This is a genomic window from Kitasatospora sp. NPDC057904 (assembly GCF_042887925.1).
In the GTDB taxonomy this organism is placed as follows: Bacteria; Actinomycetota; Actinomycetes; order Streptomycetales; family Streptomycetaceae; genus Kitasatospora.
In genome coordinates this window covers 76413-95672 of sequence record NZ_JBHVOL010000007.1, presented here as the reverse complement: position 1 = coordinate 95672, position 19260 = coordinate 76413, and the positions used below count along the sequence as shown (strand labels likewise).

Genomic DNA, 19260 nt, shown 5'->3' with positions numbered 1-19260 from the left:
ATTCCTCGGCATGACGCTGACCAGCCCGAAGGCGGCCCCCACGCCGACCACCGACACCCACTGCCCGTACTGCTCGCTGCAGTGCGGCATGCGGCTGGGTGGTGGCGCGGACGGCGCGCCCGAGGTGCTGGAGCGGCCGGAGTTCCCGGTGAACCGGGGCGCGCTGTGCGGCAAGGGCCGTTCGGCGGCGGCCGTGCTCGCCCGGGACGTCCGGCTGACCGGCCCGCTGCTGCGCGACCGGCCCGGCGGGCCGCTGCGGGCGGCGGGCTGGCCGGAGGCGCTGGACCGCGTGGCGGACGGGCTCGCCCGGGTGCGGGAGCAGCACGGGCCGGACGCGGTGGGCGTGTTCGGCGGGGGCGGGCTGACGAACGAGAAGGCGTACCTGCTGGGCAAGTTCGCCCGGGTCGTGCTGCGCACCGCGAACATCGACTACAACGGCCGGTTCTGCATGTCCTCGGCGGCGGCCGCCCACCGCAGGGCCTTCGGCCTGGACCGCGGCCTGCCGTTCCCGCTGGAGGACATCCCGCACACCGGCTGCCTGATCCTGGTCGGCGGCAACCCGGCCGACACGATGCCGCCGGCCGTGCGCTACTTCCGCGAACTGCGCGAGAACGGCGGCACCCTGATCGTCGTGGACCCGCGCCGCACCCGCACCGCCGAACTCGCCGACCTGCACCTGCAGCCCCGCCCCGGCGGCGACCTGGCGCTCGCGCTGGGCCTGCTGCACCTGGTGATCGCCGACGGCCTGGTGGACAAGGACTTCATCGCCGGGAGGACGTCCGGCTTCGAGGCGGCCCGCGAGGCCGCGATGGCGCACTGGCCGGACCGCGTCGAGCGGATCACCGGCGTGCCCGCCCACCAACTGCGCGAGGCGGCCCGGCTGTTCGGCACCGCCGAGACCGGCATGGTGCTCACCGCGCGCGGCCCGGAGCAGCAGAGCAAGGGCACCGACACCGTCGGCGCGTGGATCAACCTGTGCCTGGCGACCGGCAACTCCGGCCGTCCGTACGCCGGTTACGGCTGCCTCACCGGCCAGGGCAACGGGCAGGGCGGGCGCGAGCACGGCCAGAAGGCCGACCAGCTGCCCGGCTACCGCTCGATCGAGGACCCGGCCGCCCGGGAGCACGTCGCCGCGGTGTGGGGCGTGCCGCCCGAGAGCATCCCGGGCCCGGGTAAGTCGGCGTACGAGCTGCTGGACGGCCTCGGCCGGCCGGGCGGCGTCCGGGCGCTGCTGCTGGCAGGCTCCAACCCGGCGGTGTCCGCGCCGAACGCCGGGCACGTCACCGAGCGGCTGCGCGCGCTGGATCTGCTGGTCGTCGCAGACCTGGTGCTGTCCGAGACGGCGCGCCTCGCGGACGTCGTCCTGCCCGTGACGCAGTGGGCGGAGGAGGACGGCACCACCACCAACCTGGAGGGCCGGGTCATCCTGCGCCGCCGCGCCTTCGACCCGCCCGAGGGCGTCCGCAGCGAGCTGTGGGTGCTGCGCGAACTGGCCGCCCGCCTGGGTGTGGCGACCGGCTTCCCGGTGGCGGCCGTGGAGGCCTTCGACGAGCTGCGCCGCGCCTCGGCCGGCGGCGACGCCGACTACGCGGGCATCAGCTACCGGCGGATCGTGGCGGAGGACGGCGTGTTCTGGCCCTGCCCGGCCGAGGACCACCCGGGCACCAGGCGGCTCTTCCTCGACCGGTACGCGACCCCGGACGGACGGGCCCGCTTCGTGGCCGTCACCCACCGCCCGGCCGGCGAGGAGCCAGACGAGGAGTACCCGCTGTACCTGACCACCGGCCGGGTGCTCGCCCAGTACCAGAGCGGCGCGCAGACCCGGCGGGTGGCCGGGCTCACCAGGGCCGCGCCCGGCCCGTTCGTCGAGCTGCACCCGCGGCTCGCCGAGCGGCTCGGGGTGGCCGACGGGGAGCCGGTGGCGGTGACGAGCCGGCGCGGACGGGCGGTGGCCCCGGCGCGGATCACCGACGCGATCCGGGCGGACACCGTGTTCATGCCCTTCCACTGGCCGGGGGCGGGCCGGGCCAACAGCCTGACCAACCCGGCGCTCGACCCGGTGTCCCGGATGCCGGAGTTCAAGGTGTGCGCGGTCCGGGTGGAGAAGGCGGCCGGGCCGAGCGGCGGCGGGGCTGCCGGGGGCGGCGAGGCGGCGGGCGGGCCGAGCGGCGGCGGGGCTGCCGGGGACGGCGAGGCAGCGGGCGGGCGGGACGGCGGTTCGGACGGGCAGGTCGTGCGCCCGTTCGACCGGAGTGGCGAGGTGGCCGGGCAGGCCGCGCGCGCCGGACAGGAGGTGGCACCGTGACCAGGGAACCGAGGATCGCCGTCGTCGGCGGCGGCATGGCTGGCGCCCGCTTCGCCGAGCGCTACGGCGCGCTCGGCGGGCCCGGCACCGTCACCGTCTACGGCGCCGAGCCGCGCGCGCCGTACAACCGGGTGCTGCTCGCGGACGTCCTGACCGGGCGCTACGACGCCGAGTCGATCGCGCTGCCGCTCGGCGGGGCCGAAACCAGGCCCGGCTGCGAGGTCGTCGTCCTCGACCCGGCCGCCCGCACGCTGACCCTGGCCGACGGCACCGTCGAGCCGTGGGACGAGCTCGTCCTCGCGACCGGCTCCAACCCGGTGCTGCCGCCGGTGCGCGGGCTGCGCCGCCCCGACGGGCTGGGCCTCGCCGAGGGCGTGCACACCCTGCGCACGCTGGAGGACTGCGGGCGGCTCGCCGAGGAGGCCGTCACCGCGAAACGTGCGGTGGTGATCGGCGGCGGGGTGCTCGGGGTGAGCGCCGCCCGGGCGCTGGCCGCGCTCGGCGTCCGCACCGAGATCGTCCACCAGGCACCACATCTGATCGAGCGTCAGCTCGACCACGAGGCGGCCGAGGTACTGCGGGAGCGGCTGCTGGCGCTCGGCGTCGAGACCTACGCCCGCAACCGCGCCCGCGCCGTCCACGGCGGGGAGAGGGTCGGCGCGGTGGAACTGGCCAACGGCTACCGGCTCGACTGCGACCTGGTCGTGCTCGCCTGCGGCACCCGCCCCCGCACCGCCCTGGCGTACGGCGCCGGGCTGCCGGTCGGCACCGGGATCCTGGTCGACGACCGACTGGCCGTCGCCGGGGACGTCTCCGGCGGGAACGTGTCCGCGATCGGCGACTGCGCCGAGCACCGCGGCACCGTCCACGGCTTGGCCGGCCCCGCCTGGGAACAGGCCGACGTGCTCGCCCGGCGGCTGTCCGGCGCCGACCCGGACGCCCGCTACACCGGCAGCGTCCCGCGCGCCCGGCTCAGCACCGGCGACCTGGAGTACGCGGCCTTCGGCGCCGTGGACGAGACCCTCGACCCCGGTCTCGACGTCCTGCGGATCGCCGACGCCACCCGCGGCAGCTACAAGAAGCTCGTCCTGCGCGGCGACCGCCTGGTCGGCGCGATCCTGCTCGGCGACCTGGCCACCGTGGACGCGCTGGCCGGCGCCTTCGAGAGCGGCGGACCGCTCGGCGGCCACCCCCTGCACCTGCTCACCCGAGGAGAACCGCGATGACCATAAGCAATGGGATGACGCCCGACCACCGCAGCAGCCGTGACCTCGTCCTGGTCGGCCACGGCATGGTCGGCCAGCGCTTCCTGGAGGCCTTCACCGCGCTGCCCGCCGCCCGCGGCTGGCGGATCACCGTGCTCGCGGAGGAGCCCCGGCCCGCGTACGACCGGGTCCACCTGAGCGCACTGTTCGACGGCCGCACCGCCGAGGACCTCTCGCTGTGCCCGCCCGGCTTCCCCGCCGAGCACGGCATCGACCTGCGCCTCGGCGACCCGGCCACCGCGATCGACCGGGCGGCGCGCCTGGTGCGCACCCGATCGGGCGCCGAAGTCCGCTACGACGCCCTCGTGCTGGCCACCGGCTCGGTCCCGTTCGTCCCGCCGGTGCCCGGCAAGGACGCGCCCGGCTGCCACGTCTACCGCACCATCGAGGACGTCGACGCCATCCGCTCGGACGCGGAGAAGGCCGCCACCGGCGTCGTCGTCGGCGGCGGGCTGCTCGGCCTGGAGGCCGCCGGCGCACTGCGGGCCGGCGGACTGACCACCCACGTCGTCGAGTTCGCGCCCCGCCTGATGGCCGTCCAGGTCGACGACGGCGGCGGCGCCGTGCTCCGCCGCAAGATCGAGGACCTCGGCGTGACGGTGCACACCGGCGCCGGCGCGAGCGGCGTCGTCACCGGCGAGGACGGCCGGGTCACCGGGCTCGCGCTCTCCGACGGCCGCGAACTCGCCGCCGACCTCGTGGTGTTCTCGGCCGGCGTGCGCGCCCGCGACCAGCTCGCCCGCGACTGCGACCTGCCGGTCGGCGCCCGCGGCGGCGTCGTCGTCGACGAGCGCTGCCGCACCGCCGACCCGGCGGTCCTCGCCATCGGCGAGTGCGCCCAGGCCGCCGACGGCCGCGTCTACGGCCTCGTCGCGCCCGGCTACCAGATGGCCGAGACGGCGGCACGGACGCTGGCCGACCTGCCCGGCGAGGGCTTCACCGGCGCCGACACCTCCACCAAGCTCAAGCTCCTCGGCGTCGACGTCGCCAGCTTCGGCGACCCGCACGGCACCGCCGAGGGCGCGCTCGACGTGCTCTACAGCGACAGTCGCGGCGGCGTCTACCGCAAGCTCGTCATCGGCCGGGACGGCGCCCTGCTCGGCGGCGTCCTGGTCGGCGACACCGACGCCTACGGCACGCTGCGCCCGCTCGCGGTAGCCGGCAAGCCGCTCACCGTCCCGGCCGAACAGCTCGTGCTGCCCGCCGGGTTCGCGAACGCCGGACCGGTCGCCCTGCCCGACGACGCGGTGCTCTGCTCCTGCCACAACGTCACCCAGGGCGCCGTCCGCGCCGCCGTCCGCGACCAGGGCTGCGACAGCGTCGCCGCCGTCAAGAAGTGCACCCGGGCCGGCACCGGCTGCGGCAGCTGCGTCAAGATGCTCGGCACCGTCGTCACCGAGGAGCTGGAGGCGGCCGGCGTCAGCACCGACAAGGGCCTGTGCGAGCACTTCGCCCACACCCGTGCCGAGTTGTACGAGATCGTCCGCGTGACGGGGATCGGGAGCTTCTCCGACCTGCTCGACCGGCACGGCAGCGGCGAGGGCTGCGAGGTCTGCAAGCCCACCGTCGCCTCCATCCTGGCCAGCCTCGGCAACGGCCACATCCTCGACGGCGAACAGGGCGCCCTCCAGGACTCCAACGACCACTTCCTCGCCAACATCCAGCGCAACGGCTCCTACTCGGTCGTCCCGCGCGTACCCGGCGGCGAGATCACCCCCGAGGGCCTCATCGCGATCGGCGAGATCGCCCGCGACCACGGCCTCTACACCAAGCTCACCGGCGGCCAGCGGATCGACATGTTCGGCGCCACCGTCGACCAACTCCCGGTGATCTGGCGCAAACTGGTCGACGCCGGCTTCGAGTCCGGCCACGCCTACGGCAAGTCGCTGCGCACCGTGAAGTCCTGCGTCGGCGAGACCTGGTGCCGCTACGGCGTCCAGGACTCCACCACGCTCGCCATCGAACTGGAGCTCCGCTACCGGGGGTTGCGCTCCCCGCACAAGCTCAAGTCGGCCGTCTCCGGCTGCGCCCGCGAGTGCGCCGAGGCGCAGAGCAAGGACTTCGGCATCATCGCCACCTCGGCCGGCTGGAACCTCTACGTCGGCGGCAACGGCGGCATGACGCCCCGGCACGCCGACCTGCTCGCCGCCGACCTCGACCGCGAGACGCTCATCCGCACCATCGACCGCTTCCTGATGTTCTACATCCGCACCGCCGACCGCCTCGAACGCACCTCGGTCTGGCTGGAGCGCCTGGAGGGCGGCCTCGACCACCTGCGGGCCGTCGTCCTCGACGACTCGCTCGGCATCGCCGCCGAGCTCGACGAACTGATGGCCCGTCACATAGGCGGCTACCAGGACGAATGGGCCGAGACCCTGGCCGACCCCGACCGGCTGCGGCGCTTCTCCTCCTTCGTCAACGCCCCCGGAACCCCCGACCCGGCCGTGACCTTCGTCCCCGAACGCGGCCAGATCCGCCCCGCCCGCCCGGGCGAGGACGGACACACCCTCGAATCCCCGGTCCTCATCGCCGGGGCCCGACTGGAGGTGCTCACCCCGTGACCGTTCAGATCCACGACGTTCAGATCCACGACGGCACCCGCTGGCACGCCGTCTGCACCCTCGACGACCTGCAGCCCGGCCGCGGCAGGGCCGTCCTGCTCTCCGAGGCGCACCAGGTCGCGCTGTTCGTCGACCGCGCCGGGAAGCTGTACGCCGTCGACAACCTCGACCCGTTCAGCGGCGCCCAGGTGCTCTCCCGCGGCCTGCTCGGCAGCCGCGGCGACCGCCCCACCCTCGCCTCGCCGATGTACAAGCAGGTCTTCGACCTCACCGACGGCCGCTGCCTCGACGAGGACACCGCCCCCGACGGCCGCCCGGCCGTCCTGAAGGTCTGGCCCGTCCGGGTCTCCGGAGGTGCGAAGTGACGACAGTCGTCGAGGCCGGTACGGCCGGACCCGCCGAACTGCGCGGCTGGGACCCGGAGGACGAGGAGTTCTGGCAGCGGGCCGGCGCCCGCATCGCCCGGCGCAACCTCGTCTTCTCCGTCCTCTCCGAGCACATCGGCTTCTCGGTGTGGAGCCTGTGGTCGGTGCTCGTGCTCTTCCTCGGGCCCCAGTACCACATCGACACGGCGGGCAAGTTCACGCTCACCGCGCTCCCGACCGCGCTCGGCGCGCTGCTGCGCCTGCCGTACACCTTCGCCGTCGCGCGGTTCGGCGGACGGAACTGGACGGTGATCAGCGCCCTGCTGCTGCTCGTGCCGACCGTGCTCGCCGCCCTCGTCCTGAAGCCCGGCGTCTCGTACGGGACGCTGCTCGCGGTGGCCTGCGTGGCCGGCGTCGGCGGCGGCAACTTCGCCTCGTCCATGGCCAACATCAACGCCTTCTACCCGCACCGGCTCAAGGGCTGGGCGCTCGGCATCAACGCGGGCGGCGGCAATCTCGGCGTGCCGGCCGTGCAGCTGCTCGGGCTGCTCGTCCTCGCCACGGCGGGCGCGGCCCACCCGCGGCTGCTGCCGCTGATCTACCTGCCGCTGATCGTGCTCGCGGCGGCGGGGGCCTGGTGGAGGATGGACAACCTGCCGGCGTCGTCCGCCGGTGCCAAGGAGGGGCGGGCGCTGCGCGAGGTGGCCCGGGACCCGTACGGCTGGGCCGTGTCCGCGCTGTACATCGGCACGTTCGGCTCGTTCATCGGGTTCGGCTTCGCCTTCGGGCAGGTGCTCCAGGTGCAGTTCCACGACCGCTTCGACACCCCGGTCAAGGCCGCCGCGCTCACCTTCCTCGGGCCGCTGCTCGGCTCGCTCCTGCGGCCCGTCGGCGGACGGCTCGCCGACCGCTGGGGCGGCGCGCGCGTCACGCTCGCGACGTTCGCGGCCATGGGCGCCGGGACGGCCGTCGTGCTCGCCGCCTCCCGGGCGGGCTCGCTGCCGCTGTTCCTGGCCGGGTTCGTCGCGCTGTTCGTCCTCAGCGGGATCGGCAACGGCTCGACGTACAAGATGATCCCCGCGCACTACCAGGGCCGGGCCCGCGCCGCCGTCGCCGCGGGCGCCGACCCCGCGGCGGCGGAGACCGACGCACGGCGGCGCTCGGCCGCGCTCATCGGGCTCGCGGGTGCGATCGGGGCGTTCGGCGGGGTGATCGTGAACCTCGCCTTCCGGCAGTCCTTCCAGGCCAGCCACAACGGGGACGCCGCCTACGTGGGCTTCCTGGGGGCCTACCTGGCGTGCTCGGCGCTCACCTGGGTCGTCTGGCTGCGGCCGGGCGCGCGGGCCGGGCTGGTGCGGCAGGCGGCCTGAGGCCGGTGACGGGCGCCGGGGCGGCGCGTGCCGGGGGGCGTGAGCCGTTCGGGCCGCCCGGCGCGCGGGGCCGGGGGCGGGCGATTAGCGTCGGCCGCAGCTCGTCCTAGCCCCCGGGAGGTTGGCAGTGCAGCGGTGGATCATCCTGACGGTCCTCACCACGGCCCTCAGCGGCCTGGCAGTACCCGCAGTGCCCGCAGTGGCCGATGCGGGCCCCGATCAGCCGACGACGTCGGTCACCATCGACGGCGCGCGGATCGACCAGAAGATCCCGGGCAAGGTCCGGGTCGACGTCACATACGTGTGCGGGGTGGCCGCCGAGGCCAGGTCGCTGACCGTCACGGTGGAGCAGCAGGACCCGGAGGACGCCGCCACGAAGGCCTTCGGCTCCACCCGCACGGCCGACACGGACATCCAGTGCGACGGGACGGAGCAGCATCGCCAGCTCATCGTGTCGTCCAAGACCACCAACTGGATCCCCGACGTGGACGCCGTCCTGACCGCCACGGTCTCCAACCTCGGCTCCGCCCCGCCGGCCTCGGCCGACGCCCGCCGGATCCGGCTCGCCACCCCCACCCCCGCCGCAACCGGCTGATGCGCCCGCCGACCCGGCTCGCCCGGGCCGGCGGCGCCCTCCTCCTCGCCGCCGGCCTGAGCGCATCCCTCACCGGATGCCTCAGCGCCTACATCGGCTCGGCGCCGGAGGACAGCGGCCCCACCACCGCACCCGCCGCGCCACGGCTCCCCACGACGGCGGCCCCCAGCGGCCCGACGGCGGTGACGGTGACGATCGGGAACTTCCTGTTCCAGCCCGCGAACTTCACCGTCCGCCCCGGCGGCACCGTCACGGTGGTGAACGCCGACACGGTCGAGCACACCCTCACCGCCCAGGACCGCACGTTCGACACGGCCCCCATCGCCCCGGGCGCCTCGGCCACCTTCAAGGCACCGGCGCAGCGCGGCGCGTACTCGTACCAGTGCACGTTCCACCACTTCATGCGGGGCATCCTGACGGTGGGTTAGGCCCGTCGTGGAGTCCCCGCCGTTCGACGGGACGACGGATCCGGCCGGGCCGGACCGCGGCGTGTGCCCATGGCCGATCCCGCTCCGTAGCCGCAAGTTCACTGGTCACGACTGCTGCTCCCTTTGCACCCCATGCTCTACAGTGCTGTAGAACTAAGAGCTGGTAAAGCAGGCGCCAAGGCGGGGGCGACGCGAACAGCGAACGGGGTTGAACCATGGACAGACCGCTCCGGCTACCTCAGCAGGACCGGGCCGACTTCGAGACGGTGCTCAGCAGGGCGCTCGCGGGGGCGGCGGTGCAGGCCGCGCTGCGCGCGAGGGGGGAGCAGGCGCACGGGGTCGAGCGGTTGCGGCGGTGTGCGCGGGACAACGCGGAGTACGTGCTGGCCGCCGCCGCGCCCGAGTACGAGCGGTACGCGGGGTTGCGGGCGGACGCCGACGCGGAGGCGCGGCTGCCGGTGGACGCGCCTGCGCCGGAGCGGGCCTCGGGGTGGCTGGGGGTGCTGGCGGTGATCGTGCCGCTCGTCTCCGGGGCCGCGGCCGGGATCTTCCTGCTGCTCGGCTACGCGCTCGGGCTGGCCGACGACTCGGAGGTGCTGGGCGGGGCGCTGGTCGGTGCCGGGTGGGTCGCGGCCGGGGTGGCGCTGGTGAGTGCGCTGGCGGGCGGGATCGGGCTGGCCGCCGCGGCCTCGCGCTCGCGGGCGGCCGAGGGCGGGGACGCCGGGGCCCCGGGCGAGTTGGCGCTCGCGCGGGACGCCTGGCGGACGGCGCTGGCGGAGCGCGGGATGGTGCCGTACCTGGTCGCCCAGGCGAACGCCGGGCGCGGCGGGGCCACCGCCGCGCCCGGGTCGCGGGTGTAGAAGCCGGATACGGGCAAGGAGACCTCAAGGAGCCTGCGGTTTCGCCTGGTTGCCTTCACCGGTACGAAGGCTCCTTGGATGATCCGGTCGGCTGTGCAGGGGTGGGCGCGGGCTGCTGTTCGACGAACTCCAGCAGGTTGCCGACCGGATCCTGGGTGTAGAAGCGGCGGTTCGGCGGCAGCGAGGTGTCCCACACGACCAGCGCGCCGGAGCTCTCCAGCCGGCTCGCGAAGGCGTCGATCTCGTCGACGACCAGGCCGGGGTGGGCCTTGGCGGTCGGCCGGAAGGCGTCCTCGATGCCCAGGTAGAGCCGGACGCGGCCACCGTCGGCGGCGAACCAGCACCCGCCGCGTGCGGCGAGCGAGGCCGGGCGGGGGAGCTCGGCCATCTGCAGGATGTCGCCGTAGAAGGCGCGCAGCATGGCCTCGCTGCCGGGTGGGGCGGCGAGTTGGACGTGGTCCAGGGCGGTGATCACCGAAGGGTTCCTCTCGTGGTGCGGTGCAGGGGGCGGGAGTTGGCGGGTGTGGTCGTCAACGGTGCTGGGACGGAGGCGGGTTGGCGCCGGGCCGATGCGGTCCCCGGCGCCGCTCGCGGACGGCGTCCACGAGGATCCGGACGGTCGGGACGGGCAGGTCCAGTCGGCGGGCGATCCACGGCGCGGTGTGACCGCCGAGGGCGAGCACCCAGGCCGCGTAGAGCTGGTTGAGCTGCGGCCCGTCCTCGGTGAGCAGCAGCGGGCGGACGGCCTCCATCGGGAAGCCCTCCAGGGCGCGGGTGCTGTAGACGGGGCCGTCCGGGCCCGGCGGAGGCAGCGGGAGCCTCCGCCGGGCCGCCAGGCGGCGGCCGACGAGCAGCACGCCGACGAGCAGCAGACCGGTGGCGGCGGACCCGATGAGGGCGGCGCCGATCACCGGCCGGTCCGGGTCCGAGGCCTCGTTCAGCGCGAGGCCTTCGAGGACGAGCAGCGTCAGGACGACGAGCAGCCCCGCCGCCTCGCCGCGCCGCGGGAGCAGCTTGCCGGGAGTCATCGGAAACCTCATCGTGGCCGTGGTGACGGTGAGTTGGCGAAATGGGTCAGGCCGCGGCGGCCAGCCGGGGGTCGTACTTGTAGCCGACCTGGCGGACGGTCGCGAGGGTGGGCCGGTGCCCGGGGCCGAGCTTGCGGCGTATCCGGGCGATGTGGGTGGAGATGGTGCGGGTGTCGCCGTTGTCGGGGCGGCCCCACACGCTCTCCATCAGCTGGCGGCGGCTGTGCACCCGCAGGGGGTTGGCGACCAGGTGGGCGAGCAGCTCGAACTCCATGAAGGTGAGGTCGACTTCGCGGCCGTTCACGGTGGCGACGCGCTGCTCGGGGTCGATCGCCAGCCCGTTCGGCGGGGTGTCGTCCCCGGCCTGCGGGCGGATGGCCCGGACGGTGGCGGCCCGGACGGAACCGGCCTGTGCGGGGACGCGCTCGGCGGGGGCGGCGGGAACGGCGGGGGCGGCCTTGGCCGCGGGGGCGCTCGCCGTCGTGACGGCGCGGAGGGCGGCCCGGTGGTCGGAGAAGATGACGTCGAGCCGGGGGTAGCGGACGGCCATGACGGGACTTCCTTCGGCGTGATTCTGCTGGTGGAGTGGGTGGCAGGGGCGGACGGGCGGTCAGCTCTCGGCGTGCCAGCGGGCGCACAGCCCTGCCGTCCCGTCGGCGGCGGTGACGGCCTCCCAGCGGGCCCGCAGGCGCATCGGCGGCCCGGCCGGGGCCTGCGAACCGATGGCCCGGAGCACGGTGTCGTCGATCGGGCCCGCGGTGATCGAGCCCGCGGCGATGGGGCCCGCGGCGATCCGGCCGAGGACGCCGGCGAGGGCGGCGCGCAGGCCGCGGGGCGGAACGGTCCGGGTGGTGGTGGGGTGGAAGAAAGCGGCGACGGACATGGCGACTCACCTCGGGTTCAACGGTCGGCGGGCGTGCGAGGGCATGCCCCGGCCGGGCGTGGCGTGGGGTTGGCGGGTTGACGCGCGGGCCCGCCTCGCGGCGTGCGACGGTGACCCCCTGCGGGCACGGCACCGCGACCCGGGGCGGCCGTCCGATGCGGGGCCGCGCGGGCACGATGGTGTGCGCATGCGCTGACGAAACGTCAGAAGCACGGTGGGATAAGGGGGTTCAGCGTCTGCCGGAGGCGTGCTCGGGCATGCGGGAACGGGGCCGACTGTGGCCCGGACTACTACTACTGCTGTCCATGCGATCGCCTCCTTCCGGTCGGACGCACCGCGGGCGGTGCGTTCATCGACTCGGCAGGAGCTCGCCAACCTGCCCCCCGGGCCGCCGGCTCACCCCAACTCGTCAGAGCTTTGGCACTTCACGGCGTAATCCCCGGCCGCAACGGGCACTGCGGGGAAGCCACTTGGGATCAACCCTTAGGTCGGGAAGATCTGTCCTGAACCTGGGCGTCTCTCGACGTCGTCGGGTCAGTGGCCTGTGTCCGTGAAGACGCCTCACCGAACGAGGTGCCTTTTCAAACACCCGAAAGCATAGCCCGGAACCGGGCGATCCTCGACACCTTTGTCGAACTTCTGACACGAACTCCCGGCGAACTCCCGGTACGAACGCCCTCCCCGGAGCGCATGACGTTCGGGTGCCATCCGATTACGGTGGGTGGGAGGCGCTGTGGATCCGGGACCGGTGGTCCACAGTGGTAGGGGAGGCCGGACCATGGGACTCACCAGTCACAAGCTGCTCGCGCTGACGGCGCTGTTCACCGTGGCCACGGTGCTCGGCACGCTGTGGGTGTGGCCGAAGTTGGCCGTCCGGAGCTGGCCGGCGATGTTCCTGCGGCTCGGCACGATCGTGCTCACGCAGCTGGCGCTGGTCGCCACGCTGGGGCTCGCGGTGAACGACTACTTCGTCTTCTACAGCAGCTGGTCCGACCTGCTGGGGCACGATCGCGGGGCGGCCGTGATCCAGGGCGCCGGAGCCACCCCGAGCGCTACGGGGACGAGCGGTGCGGGGGCGAGCGGTACGGGGACCAGCGGCGCCGGGACGACCGGCACCGGGCCCGCCCGCTCGCCCGCCGGGATCCCGGTGCTCGGCACGGCGGACATCACCGGCGCCCCGGCGGGCAGCCGCGACCCGGCGCAGATCGGGCGGCTCGACAAGGTCCGCATCCCCGGCGGGACGACCGGTCTGAGCACCGACGGTTACGTCTACCTGCCGCCGCAGTACTTCCAGCCGGGCGGCGAGCACCGGCAGTTCCCCGCGCTGCTCGTGATGACCGGCTTCCCCGGCGACGCCGCCAACCTCGTCACCAAGCTGCGCTACCCGGCGTACGAGCTCGACCTGCTGCGGAAGGGCGCGATGCGGCCGGCCGTGCTCGTGCTGATGCGCCCGTCGCCGTCGATGCCCCGGGACAGCGAGTGCGAGGACGTCCCGAACGGCCCGCAGGCGCAGTCGTACTACACGACGGACGTCCCGGCCGACCTGCGCGCCTCCTACCGGGTCCTGGACGGCACCGGGAGCCTCGGCGTGATCGGCGACTCGACGGGCGGCTACTGCGCGCTCAAGCTCGGCATGGTGCACCCGCAGACCTTCCCGGCCGTGGTCTCGCTCTCCGGCTACTTCAAGGCGGCGGACGACATCACGACCGGGGACCTCTTCGGCGGCAGCGCGCAGCGCCGCGACGAGGCCGACCTCACGTGGCGCCTCGCGCACCTGCCGATGCCGTCGCTGTCGGCGCTGCTCGCGGACAGCAAGGAGGACGGGAGCACGTACGCGGACTCGTCGGCCTTCGCGGCGGCGGCCCGTCCGCCGCTCACGGTGGCGCAGGCCACGGTGGACTCGGGCGGGCACAACTTCACGACCTGGACGCGGCTGCTTCCGCCCTCGCTCACATGGCTGAGCGACCACCTCAACGCCCCATCTCCGTAGGAACGTTGGCATGGCGCCGCCCCCGTCCGGGCGGATCGGACGGGGGCGGCGGAGGGGGGCTCGCCGGGCCGGCCCCGGCGGCCCTGGTCGTGGTGCCGCGGTGATGCGGTCGGTGGCGTGATGCCGCGATGCCGCGATGATGCGGTGCCGCGGTCGGTGGCGTCAGCGGGCGAGGAGCGGGAGCGGGGCGCCCGTGCGGGCGGGGAGTTCGAGGCGGGTCAGGAGATCGGACGGGGACACCTCGACGACCCGGCAGCCGGCCCGGTGGCGGCAGTGGCGGGCGACCGACGCGTGGCGCAGCCGGTCGAGCCGGCGGCGGGTGGCGGCGCCGATCACGAGGATGTCGTCCGGGCCGGTGACGGCGCCGACCAGGGCGGGTCCCGGTTCGGAGTTGACCACCACGGGGTGGACGACCAGGCCGGACGGGTACCCGCCGTAGGCCTGTTCGAAGGCGATGTCGAGGCGCCGGCGGGCGGCGTGCTCCAGTTCGGACAGTGGTCGCAGCCCGTCCCGGTCGTGCGCGGTCCAGGCGGCGACCGGCACGAGGGTGGCTCCGTGCCGCGCCGCTTCGCCGACGGCGTGGTAGAGAGCGGCGAGACTGCTCAGTGATCCGCTCAGGCCGACGATCACTCGGGTGGTCCCGGTCATGGCCGTTCGCCTCCGTGTGCCAGTTTGTCTTCGTGTGGGTGCGTGTCTTCGGTTCCGTCATGTCCAGTGAACCCCGGAACCACCCCGTCCGCGTCGCCGCTGACGCTGCCATGACGCGTGTCGCCCGCATCTTGACGGCCCCCTGACAGCCGTGCGTACTAGTAGCACCGGTGCCGGTACCGCTACTCGCACCGGCGGCGGTCAGCCCAGCCCCGGGACGAACTCGATCAGCAGGTCGATCGCCTTGATGCCGAGGAACGGCAGGACCAGCCCGCCCAGCCCGTACACCCGCAGGTTGCGCCGGAGCAGGTCGGTCGCGGAGGCGGGCTGGTAGCGGACGCCGCGCAGGGCGAGCGGGATGAGCGCGACGATGATCAGCGCGTTGAAGATGATCGCGGAGGCGATCGCGGACTGCGGGCTGTGCAGCCCCATGATGTTGAGGTGGTGCAGCCCGGGGTAGGCGTTCGCGAACATCGCGGGGATGATCGCGAAGAACTTGGCGACGTCGTTGGTGATCGAGAAGGTGGTCAACGCGCCCCGGGTGATGAGGAGTTGCTTGCCGACCCGGATGATGTCGATGAGCTTGGCCGGGTTGGAGTCGAGGTCGACCATGTTGCCCGCCTCCTTCGCCGCCGGGGTGCCGGAGTTCATGGCGACGCCGACGTCGGCCTGGGCGAGGGCGGGGGCGTCGTTGGTGCCGTCGCCGGTCATCGCGACCATGTTCCCGGCGGCCTGCTCCTGGCGCAGGTAGGCGAGCTTGTCCTCGGGCGTGGCCTCGGCGAGGAAGTCGTCGACCCCGGCCTCCTCGGCGATGGCCTTGGCGGTGAGCGGGTTGTCGCCGGTGACCATGACCGTGCGGATGCCCATCCGCCGCAGCTCGGCGAAGCGTTCGGCGATGCCCTCCTTGACGACGTCCTTGAGCTCGACGACGCCGAGCGCGCGGGCGCCGTGCCGGTCGTGCACGGCGACGAGCAGCGGGGTGCCGCCGTCCCCGGCGATCCGGTCGACGAGCGGTTTGGCCGCCATCGGCAGCCGGCCGCCGGACTGCACGACCCACTGGGCGACGGCGTTCGCGGCGCCCTTGCGGATGAGGCAGGCGGTCCCGTCGGGCCAGCTCAGGTCGACGCCGCTCATCCGGCTGTGCGCGGTGAACGGGACGGGCCGCTGTTCGCCGAGCTCGCCGGGCGCCCTTGGCGGCACCCAGTACTGACGGTTCGTCAGTTCGACGAGCGAGCGCCCCTCCGGCGTCTCGTCCGCGGCGGACGCCAACTGTGCCGCCTCGGCGAGCTGTTCGGTCGTCGCGCCGGGCAGCGGGTGCAGGGCGACGGCCCGCCGGTTGCCGTAGGTGATGGTGCCGGTCTTGTCGAGCAGCAGCACGTCGACGTCCCCGGCGGCCTCGACGGCCCGGCCGGAGAGGGCGACGACGTTGCGCTGGACGAGCCGGTCCATCCCGGCGATGCCGATCGCGGAGAGCAGCGCGCCGATGGTCGTCGGGATGAGCGCGACCATCAGGGCGCAGAGCACGACGGTGGTCTGCGGGGCGTGCGCGTAGATGGCCATCGGCTGGAGGGAGACGACGGAGAGGATGAAGATGATGGTGAGCGACGCGAGCAGGATGTTGAGCGCGATCTCGTTCGGCGTCTTCTGCCGGTCGGCGCCCTCGACCAGGCTGATCATCCGGTCGATGAAGCTCTGCCCGGGCCGGGAGGTGATCCGGACGACCAAGTGGTCCGAGAGCACTCTGGTGCCGCCGGTGACGCTGGTGCGGTCGCCGCCGGACTCGCGGATGACGGGGGCGGACTCGCCGGTGATCGCGGACTCGTCGACGCTGGCGACGCCCTCGACCACCTCGCCGTCCTGCGGGATCACCTCGCCGGCCGACACGAGCACGATGTCGTGCAGCATCAACTCGTTGGCGGGGATGACCTCGTGACGGTGGTCAGGGATGCCGACCCGCCAGTGCAGCAGCCGTCGGGCGGTGGTGCCGGCCTGCGCGCGGCGCAGCGAGTCGGCCTGCGCCTTGCCGCGCGCCTCGGCGACGGCCTCGGCGAGGTTGGCGAACAGCACGGTGAGCCAGAGCCAGAAGCCGATGAGCCACGCGAACACGCTGGGGCGGGCGACGGCGGTGAGCGTGGTGAGGGCCGAGCCGGTCTCGACGACGAGCATGACCGGGTTGCGGACCATCGTGCGCGGGTGCAGCTTGCGGACGGCGGCGGGCAGGGCCTCGGCGAGCTGCTGCCGGGTGATGAGGCGACGGCGTCCGTTGGCGGGGCCGCTGGGCCGATGGCTGGGGTGGGGCGGTTGCTGCGGGTGGGGCGCGTGCTGCGGGTGGTCGGTGGTGTCCGTGAGGGCCGTACGGCGCATCGTCTCGGGGACCTTCCGGGCTGCCCCTTGCGGTGGGGCGGCGGGTTCGGTGGCGACGGGAACGGCGGACAGCCCACCACCGGATTCCCGTGCGCCATGCCGGTCTTGACGCGGGCTTGGCGGCGGAACGGCCTTCTTTGACAGTTCCCTGACACCATGATCGACCCAGCCTCCGACCTGCGCGAACACCCGTTCGGGGGGCTGGGGTCGGGGGGAATGTCAGGAAGTCGTCAAGGTGGGCCCCGTTCGCGTAGGTCACGCGTCAAGGGCGGGTGCGGTCGGTGTGCGATGGGTTTGCACTGGAACCGGGGGCCGCGGACGACGGCCCTCCACGACCTTCCCTGGGAGTCTTCGATGACCACCGCCACCGCCCTGATCGACGTCGACGAGCCGCTTGAACGCACGATCCGCCTCGTGCCCGTCGCCGAGCGCCCCGAGCCCGCGCCCGCCGCCCCGGCCCCTTCCGAGGTCGACCGCAGCCGTACCCGCCCGGCGCACTGCCGGTACGCGATGCACTTCGAGGACTGACCGCCACCCGCTCGACGTTCCGTAGGAGCCGCAATGACCCAGCTCACCGCCCCTCCCTCCGTGACCTCCACCTCCGCCGACGCGCTCGGCGGCCCCTGGCCCGCGTCGGCGCGGACGGGGCCCGGCGGGGAGGTGCTGGTCGGCGGAGTCGGGCTGGCGGAGGCCGCCGAACGGTTCGGCACGCCGCTGTACGTCCTCGACGAGGCCGAGGTGCGGGGGCGCGCCCGCGCGTACCGGCGGGCGCTGCCGCATGCGGACGTGCTGTACGCGGCCAAGGCGTTCCTGTGCAGCGCGATGGCGGACTGGGTCGCGGAGGAGGGCCTGGGCCTGGACGTCTGTTCGTCGGGCGAACTGTGGCTGGCCTCGTCCGCCGGGTTCCCGGCGCAGCGGATCCTGCTGCACGGCAACGCGAAGTCCCCGGAGGACCTGAGGCTGGCGCGGCGGTTGCGCGTCGGCCGGATCGTCATCGACGGGCCGGCGGAGATCGCCCGGCTCGCGGCGCTGGTGGCGGCGGACACGCCGCAGAAGGTGCTGGTCCGGGTCGTCCCGGGGATCGCGGCCGGGCACCACGCGGCCGTGCGGACGGGGGTGGGCGGCCAGAAGTTCGGCTTCCCGATCGAGGGCGGCGACGCGGCCGATGCCATTGCCCGGGTGCTCGACCAGCCGGGGCTGGAACTCGTCGGCCTGCACTGCCACTTGGGCTCGCAGATCACCGAGGTCGAGCCGTTCCTCCAGTCCGTGGACACGCTCGTACGGCTGCTCGCCGACGTGCGCGACCGGCACGGCGTCGAGCTGCCCGAGCTCGACCTCGGCGGTGGCCACGGCATCCGGTACCTGCCGGGCGACGAGGAGTTGGACGTCGCCGAGTTCGCGGTGCGGGTGACGGACCGGCTGGCGGTGCGCTGCGCCGAGGCGGGCCTGGAGGTGCCGCGCCTGATCGTCGAACCCGGCCGGGCGATCGCCGGCCCGGCGGCGGTGGCGGTGTACCGGGTGCTGTCCGTGAAGCACGCGGCGGACGGGCGGACGTTCGCGGCGGTGGACGGCGGCATGAGCGACAACCCGCGGCCGGTGCTGTACGGGTCGGAGTACACCGTGCGGATGGTGGGCCGCCGTACGGACGCGGGGACGGCGCGGGTCGACGTGGTCGGGCGGCACTGCGAGGCGGGGGACGTGCTCGTGCGCGACGCGCTGTTGCCGGCCGACCTGCGGCCGGGTGACCTGCTGGCCGTGCCGGCAGCGGGGGCGTACCAGCTGTCGATGGCCAGCGGCTACAACATGGTGGGTCGTCCGCCGGTGGCCGCCGTGAAGGATGGTCGCGCGCGGCTGCTGATCCGGAGGGAGACGGTCGAGGACTTCCGCCTTCGGGAAGTCGGCCGCTGAGCGCGCACCCGTTCGAGTGGTTTGACGTGTCTCCGCCCGTAGGAGCCGCCTGCCGGAGTCCAGACTGTCGCGACGTGCCACGGCGGTGCGTCGTGACGGAGGGAGTTCAAGATGGCCGGCTGGAGCTATGTGGACAGAGGTTTGCCGACGGACGCGCTACAGATCAAGTCCATGACCGTCACCCCGGATCCGCCGAAGCCGGGAAGCCCCGTCACACTCCGGATCGACGCGACTGCGACGAGGGCGATCGAGGACGGCGCGTATTTCGACCTCGTGGTCAAGCTCGGGCTGATCAAGCTGATCGAGCGCAAGTACGACCTCTTTGCGGAGCTTCGCGGCGGCGGTGCCGAGGGCCTGGAGCTGAGCTGCGACACCAGCGACGGAAAGCGCCCCATGCCGAAGGGGGACATGGTCCTGACAGCGGTCATCGGCCTCCCGAGGGAGGTTCCGAGGGCGAAGTTCAAGCTCCAGGTCCGCGCCTACACGGTCGATGACGACGATCTGGCAGCCGTGGACTTCGACGTCGACCTCTCGCGCTAACCGCACCTGCGAACGTCGTCGTGGGGGCCCCCCCCCCCCCCCGGGGGGGGGGGGGCGGGGGCGCGGACTAAGTGGGACTCGGCGACAGCGAGGGCGGTGTTCATACCGTTAATTGTTGTGATAATATAAGAAGACACCAAAAAAACACAA

General features: G+C 73.8%; 18 protein-coding genes and 1 riboswitch. Of the genes, 12 read left to right on the top strand and 6 right to left on the bottom strand.

Annotation, left to right across the window (positions count from 1 at the left end):
- Positions 1-10: 10 nt before the first annotated feature.
- The 8 genes from ACFVSN_RS19365 (at position 11) to ACFVSN_RS19330 (ending at position 9749) form a co-directional block, all read left to right on the top strand.
- A complete protein-coding gene (locus tag ACFVSN_RS19365) occupies positions 11-2305 on the top strand; it encodes a molybdopterin oxidoreductase family protein (protein ID WP_387956273.1) in 2295 nt (764 codons plus the stop codon).
- The gene (locus ACFVSN_RS19360; protein ID WP_387956272.1) at positions 2302-3531 is read left to right on the top strand and encodes an NAD(P)/FAD-dependent oxidoreductase; all 1230 of its coding nucleotides are present in this window, start codon (positions 2302-2304) and stop codon (positions 3529-3531) included. Before ACFVSN_RS19365 ends, ACFVSN_RS19360 begins: the two co-directional genes overlap by 4 nt.
- A 14-nt stretch (positions 3532-3545) precedes the next feature.
- Positions 3546-6131 (top strand): nitrite reductase large subunit NirB, encoded by a 2586-nt coding sequence (nirB, locus tag ACFVSN_RS19355; protein WP_387599172.1) that lies wholly within the window; start codon positions 3546-3548, stop codon positions 6129-6131.
- Positions 6128-6496 (top strand): nitrite reductase small subunit NirD, encoded by a 369-nt coding sequence (gene nirD, locus ACFVSN_RS19350; protein WP_380436554.1) that lies wholly within the window; start codon positions 6128-6130, stop codon positions 6494-6496. The genes nirB and nirD overlap by 4 nt, the downstream gene beginning before the upstream one ends.
- Positions 6493-7866 carry a nitrate/nitrite transporter gene (locus ACFVSN_RS19345; RefSeq protein WP_387599150.1) on the top strand — a complete coding sequence of 458 codons (1374 nt, stop codon included), beginning with the start codon at positions 6493-6495 and terminating at the stop codon, positions 7864-7866. Before nirD ends, ACFVSN_RS19345 begins: the two co-directional genes overlap by 4 nt.
- A gap of 127 nt (positions 7867-7993) precedes the next feature.
- Positions 7994-8461: a hypothetical protein gene (locus tag ACFVSN_RS19340; protein ID WP_380436550.1), complete on the top strand. Its 468-nt coding sequence runs from the start codon at positions 7994-7996 to the stop codon at positions 8459-8461.
- The gene (locus ACFVSN_RS19335) at positions 8461-8889 is read left to right on the top strand and encodes a cupredoxin domain-containing protein (RefSeq protein WP_380436548.1); all 429 of its coding nucleotides are present in this window, start codon (positions 8461-8463) and stop codon (positions 8887-8889) included. The genes ACFVSN_RS19340 and ACFVSN_RS19335 overlap by 1 nt, the downstream gene beginning before the upstream one ends.
- Before the next feature lie 215 nt (positions 8890-9104).
- Complete coding sequence (locus tag ACFVSN_RS19330) at positions 9105-9749, top strand: hypothetical protein (RefSeq protein WP_380498488.1); 645 nt, start codon at positions 9105-9107, stop codon at positions 9747-9749.
- 55 nt (positions 9750-9804) lie between these two features.
- Here ACFVSN_RS19330 and ACFVSN_RS19325 read toward each other — a convergent pair whose 3' ends face one another.
- From ACFVSN_RS19325 to ACFVSN_RS19310, 4 genes are read right to left on the bottom strand one after another with little or no spacing between them, the layout of a single operon-like run.
- Complete coding sequence (locus tag ACFVSN_RS19325) at positions 9805-10224, bottom strand: glyoxalase (protein WP_380500052.1); 420 nt, start codon at positions 10222-10224, stop codon at positions 9805-9807.
- Between the two features lie 55 nt (positions 10225-10279).
- The gene (locus tag ACFVSN_RS19320) at positions 10280-10777 is read right to left on the bottom strand and encodes a hypothetical protein (protein WP_387599143.1); all 498 of its coding nucleotides are present in this window, start codon (positions 10775-10777) and stop codon (positions 10280-10282) included.
- Positions 10778-10823: 46 nt separating this feature from the next.
- Entirely contained in the window at positions 10824-11327 is a 504-nt protein-coding gene (locus ACFVSN_RS19315; RefSeq protein ID WP_380436540.1) for a winged helix-turn-helix domain-containing protein, read from the bottom strand.
- Between the two features lie 60 nt (positions 11328-11387).
- Positions 11388-11660, bottom strand: a complete 273-nt coding sequence (locus ACFVSN_RS19310) for a hypothetical protein (protein ID WP_380500050.1) — start codon at positions 11658-11660, stop codon at positions 11388-11390.
- A 393-nt stretch (positions 11661-12053) separates the two neighbouring features.
- Positions 12054-12240: riboswitch (M-box (ykoK) riboswitch) on the bottom strand.
- Positions 12241-12438: 198 nt separating this feature from the next.
- Here ACFVSN_RS19310 and ACFVSN_RS19305 point away from each other — a divergent pair.
- Positions 12439-13650, top strand: coding sequence for an alpha/beta hydrolase (locus ACFVSN_RS19305; protein WP_387956271.1), 1212 nt, complete (start codon positions 12439-12441; stop codon positions 13648-13650).
- A gap of 162 nt (positions 13651-13812) precedes the next feature.
- Here the strand turns inward: ACFVSN_RS19305 and ACFVSN_RS19300 are convergent, their stop codons facing one another.
- The gene (locus tag ACFVSN_RS19300) at positions 13813-14298 is read right to left on the bottom strand and encodes a universal stress protein (protein WP_380436534.1); all 486 of its coding nucleotides are present in this window, start codon (positions 14296-14298) and stop codon (positions 13813-13815) included.
- Positions 14299-14499: 201 nt separating this feature from the next.
- Positions 14500-16662, bottom strand: a complete 2163-nt coding sequence (gene kdpB / locus ACFVSN_RS19295; RefSeq protein WP_387956270.1) for a potassium-transporting ATPase subunit KdpB — start codon at positions 16660-16662, stop codon at positions 14500-14502.
- A gap of 354 nt (positions 16663-17016) precedes the next feature.
- Here kdpB and ACFVSN_RS19290 point away from each other — a divergent pair, with 354 nt between their 5' ends.
- The 3 genes from ACFVSN_RS19290 to ACFVSN_RS19280 all read left to right on the top strand — a co-directional run bounded on the left by ACFVSN_RS19290 (position 17017) and on the right by ACFVSN_RS19280 (position 19110).
- Positions 17017-17190: a hypothetical protein gene (locus ACFVSN_RS19290; protein WP_380436530.1), complete on the top strand. Its 174-nt coding sequence runs from the start codon at positions 17017-17019 to the stop codon at positions 17188-17190.
- Between the two features lie 33 nt (positions 17191-17223).
- Positions 17224-18570, top strand: coding sequence for a diaminopimelate decarboxylase (gene lysA / locus ACFVSN_RS19285; RefSeq protein WP_387956269.1), 1347 nt, complete (start codon positions 17224-17226; stop codon positions 18568-18570).
- 111 nt (positions 18571-18681) lie between these two features.
- Positions 18682-19110: an ML domain-containing protein gene (locus ACFVSN_RS19280; protein ID WP_387956268.1), complete on the top strand. Its 429-nt coding sequence runs from the start codon at positions 18682-18684 to the stop codon at positions 19108-19110.
- Positions 19111-19260: the final 150 nt, after the last annotated feature.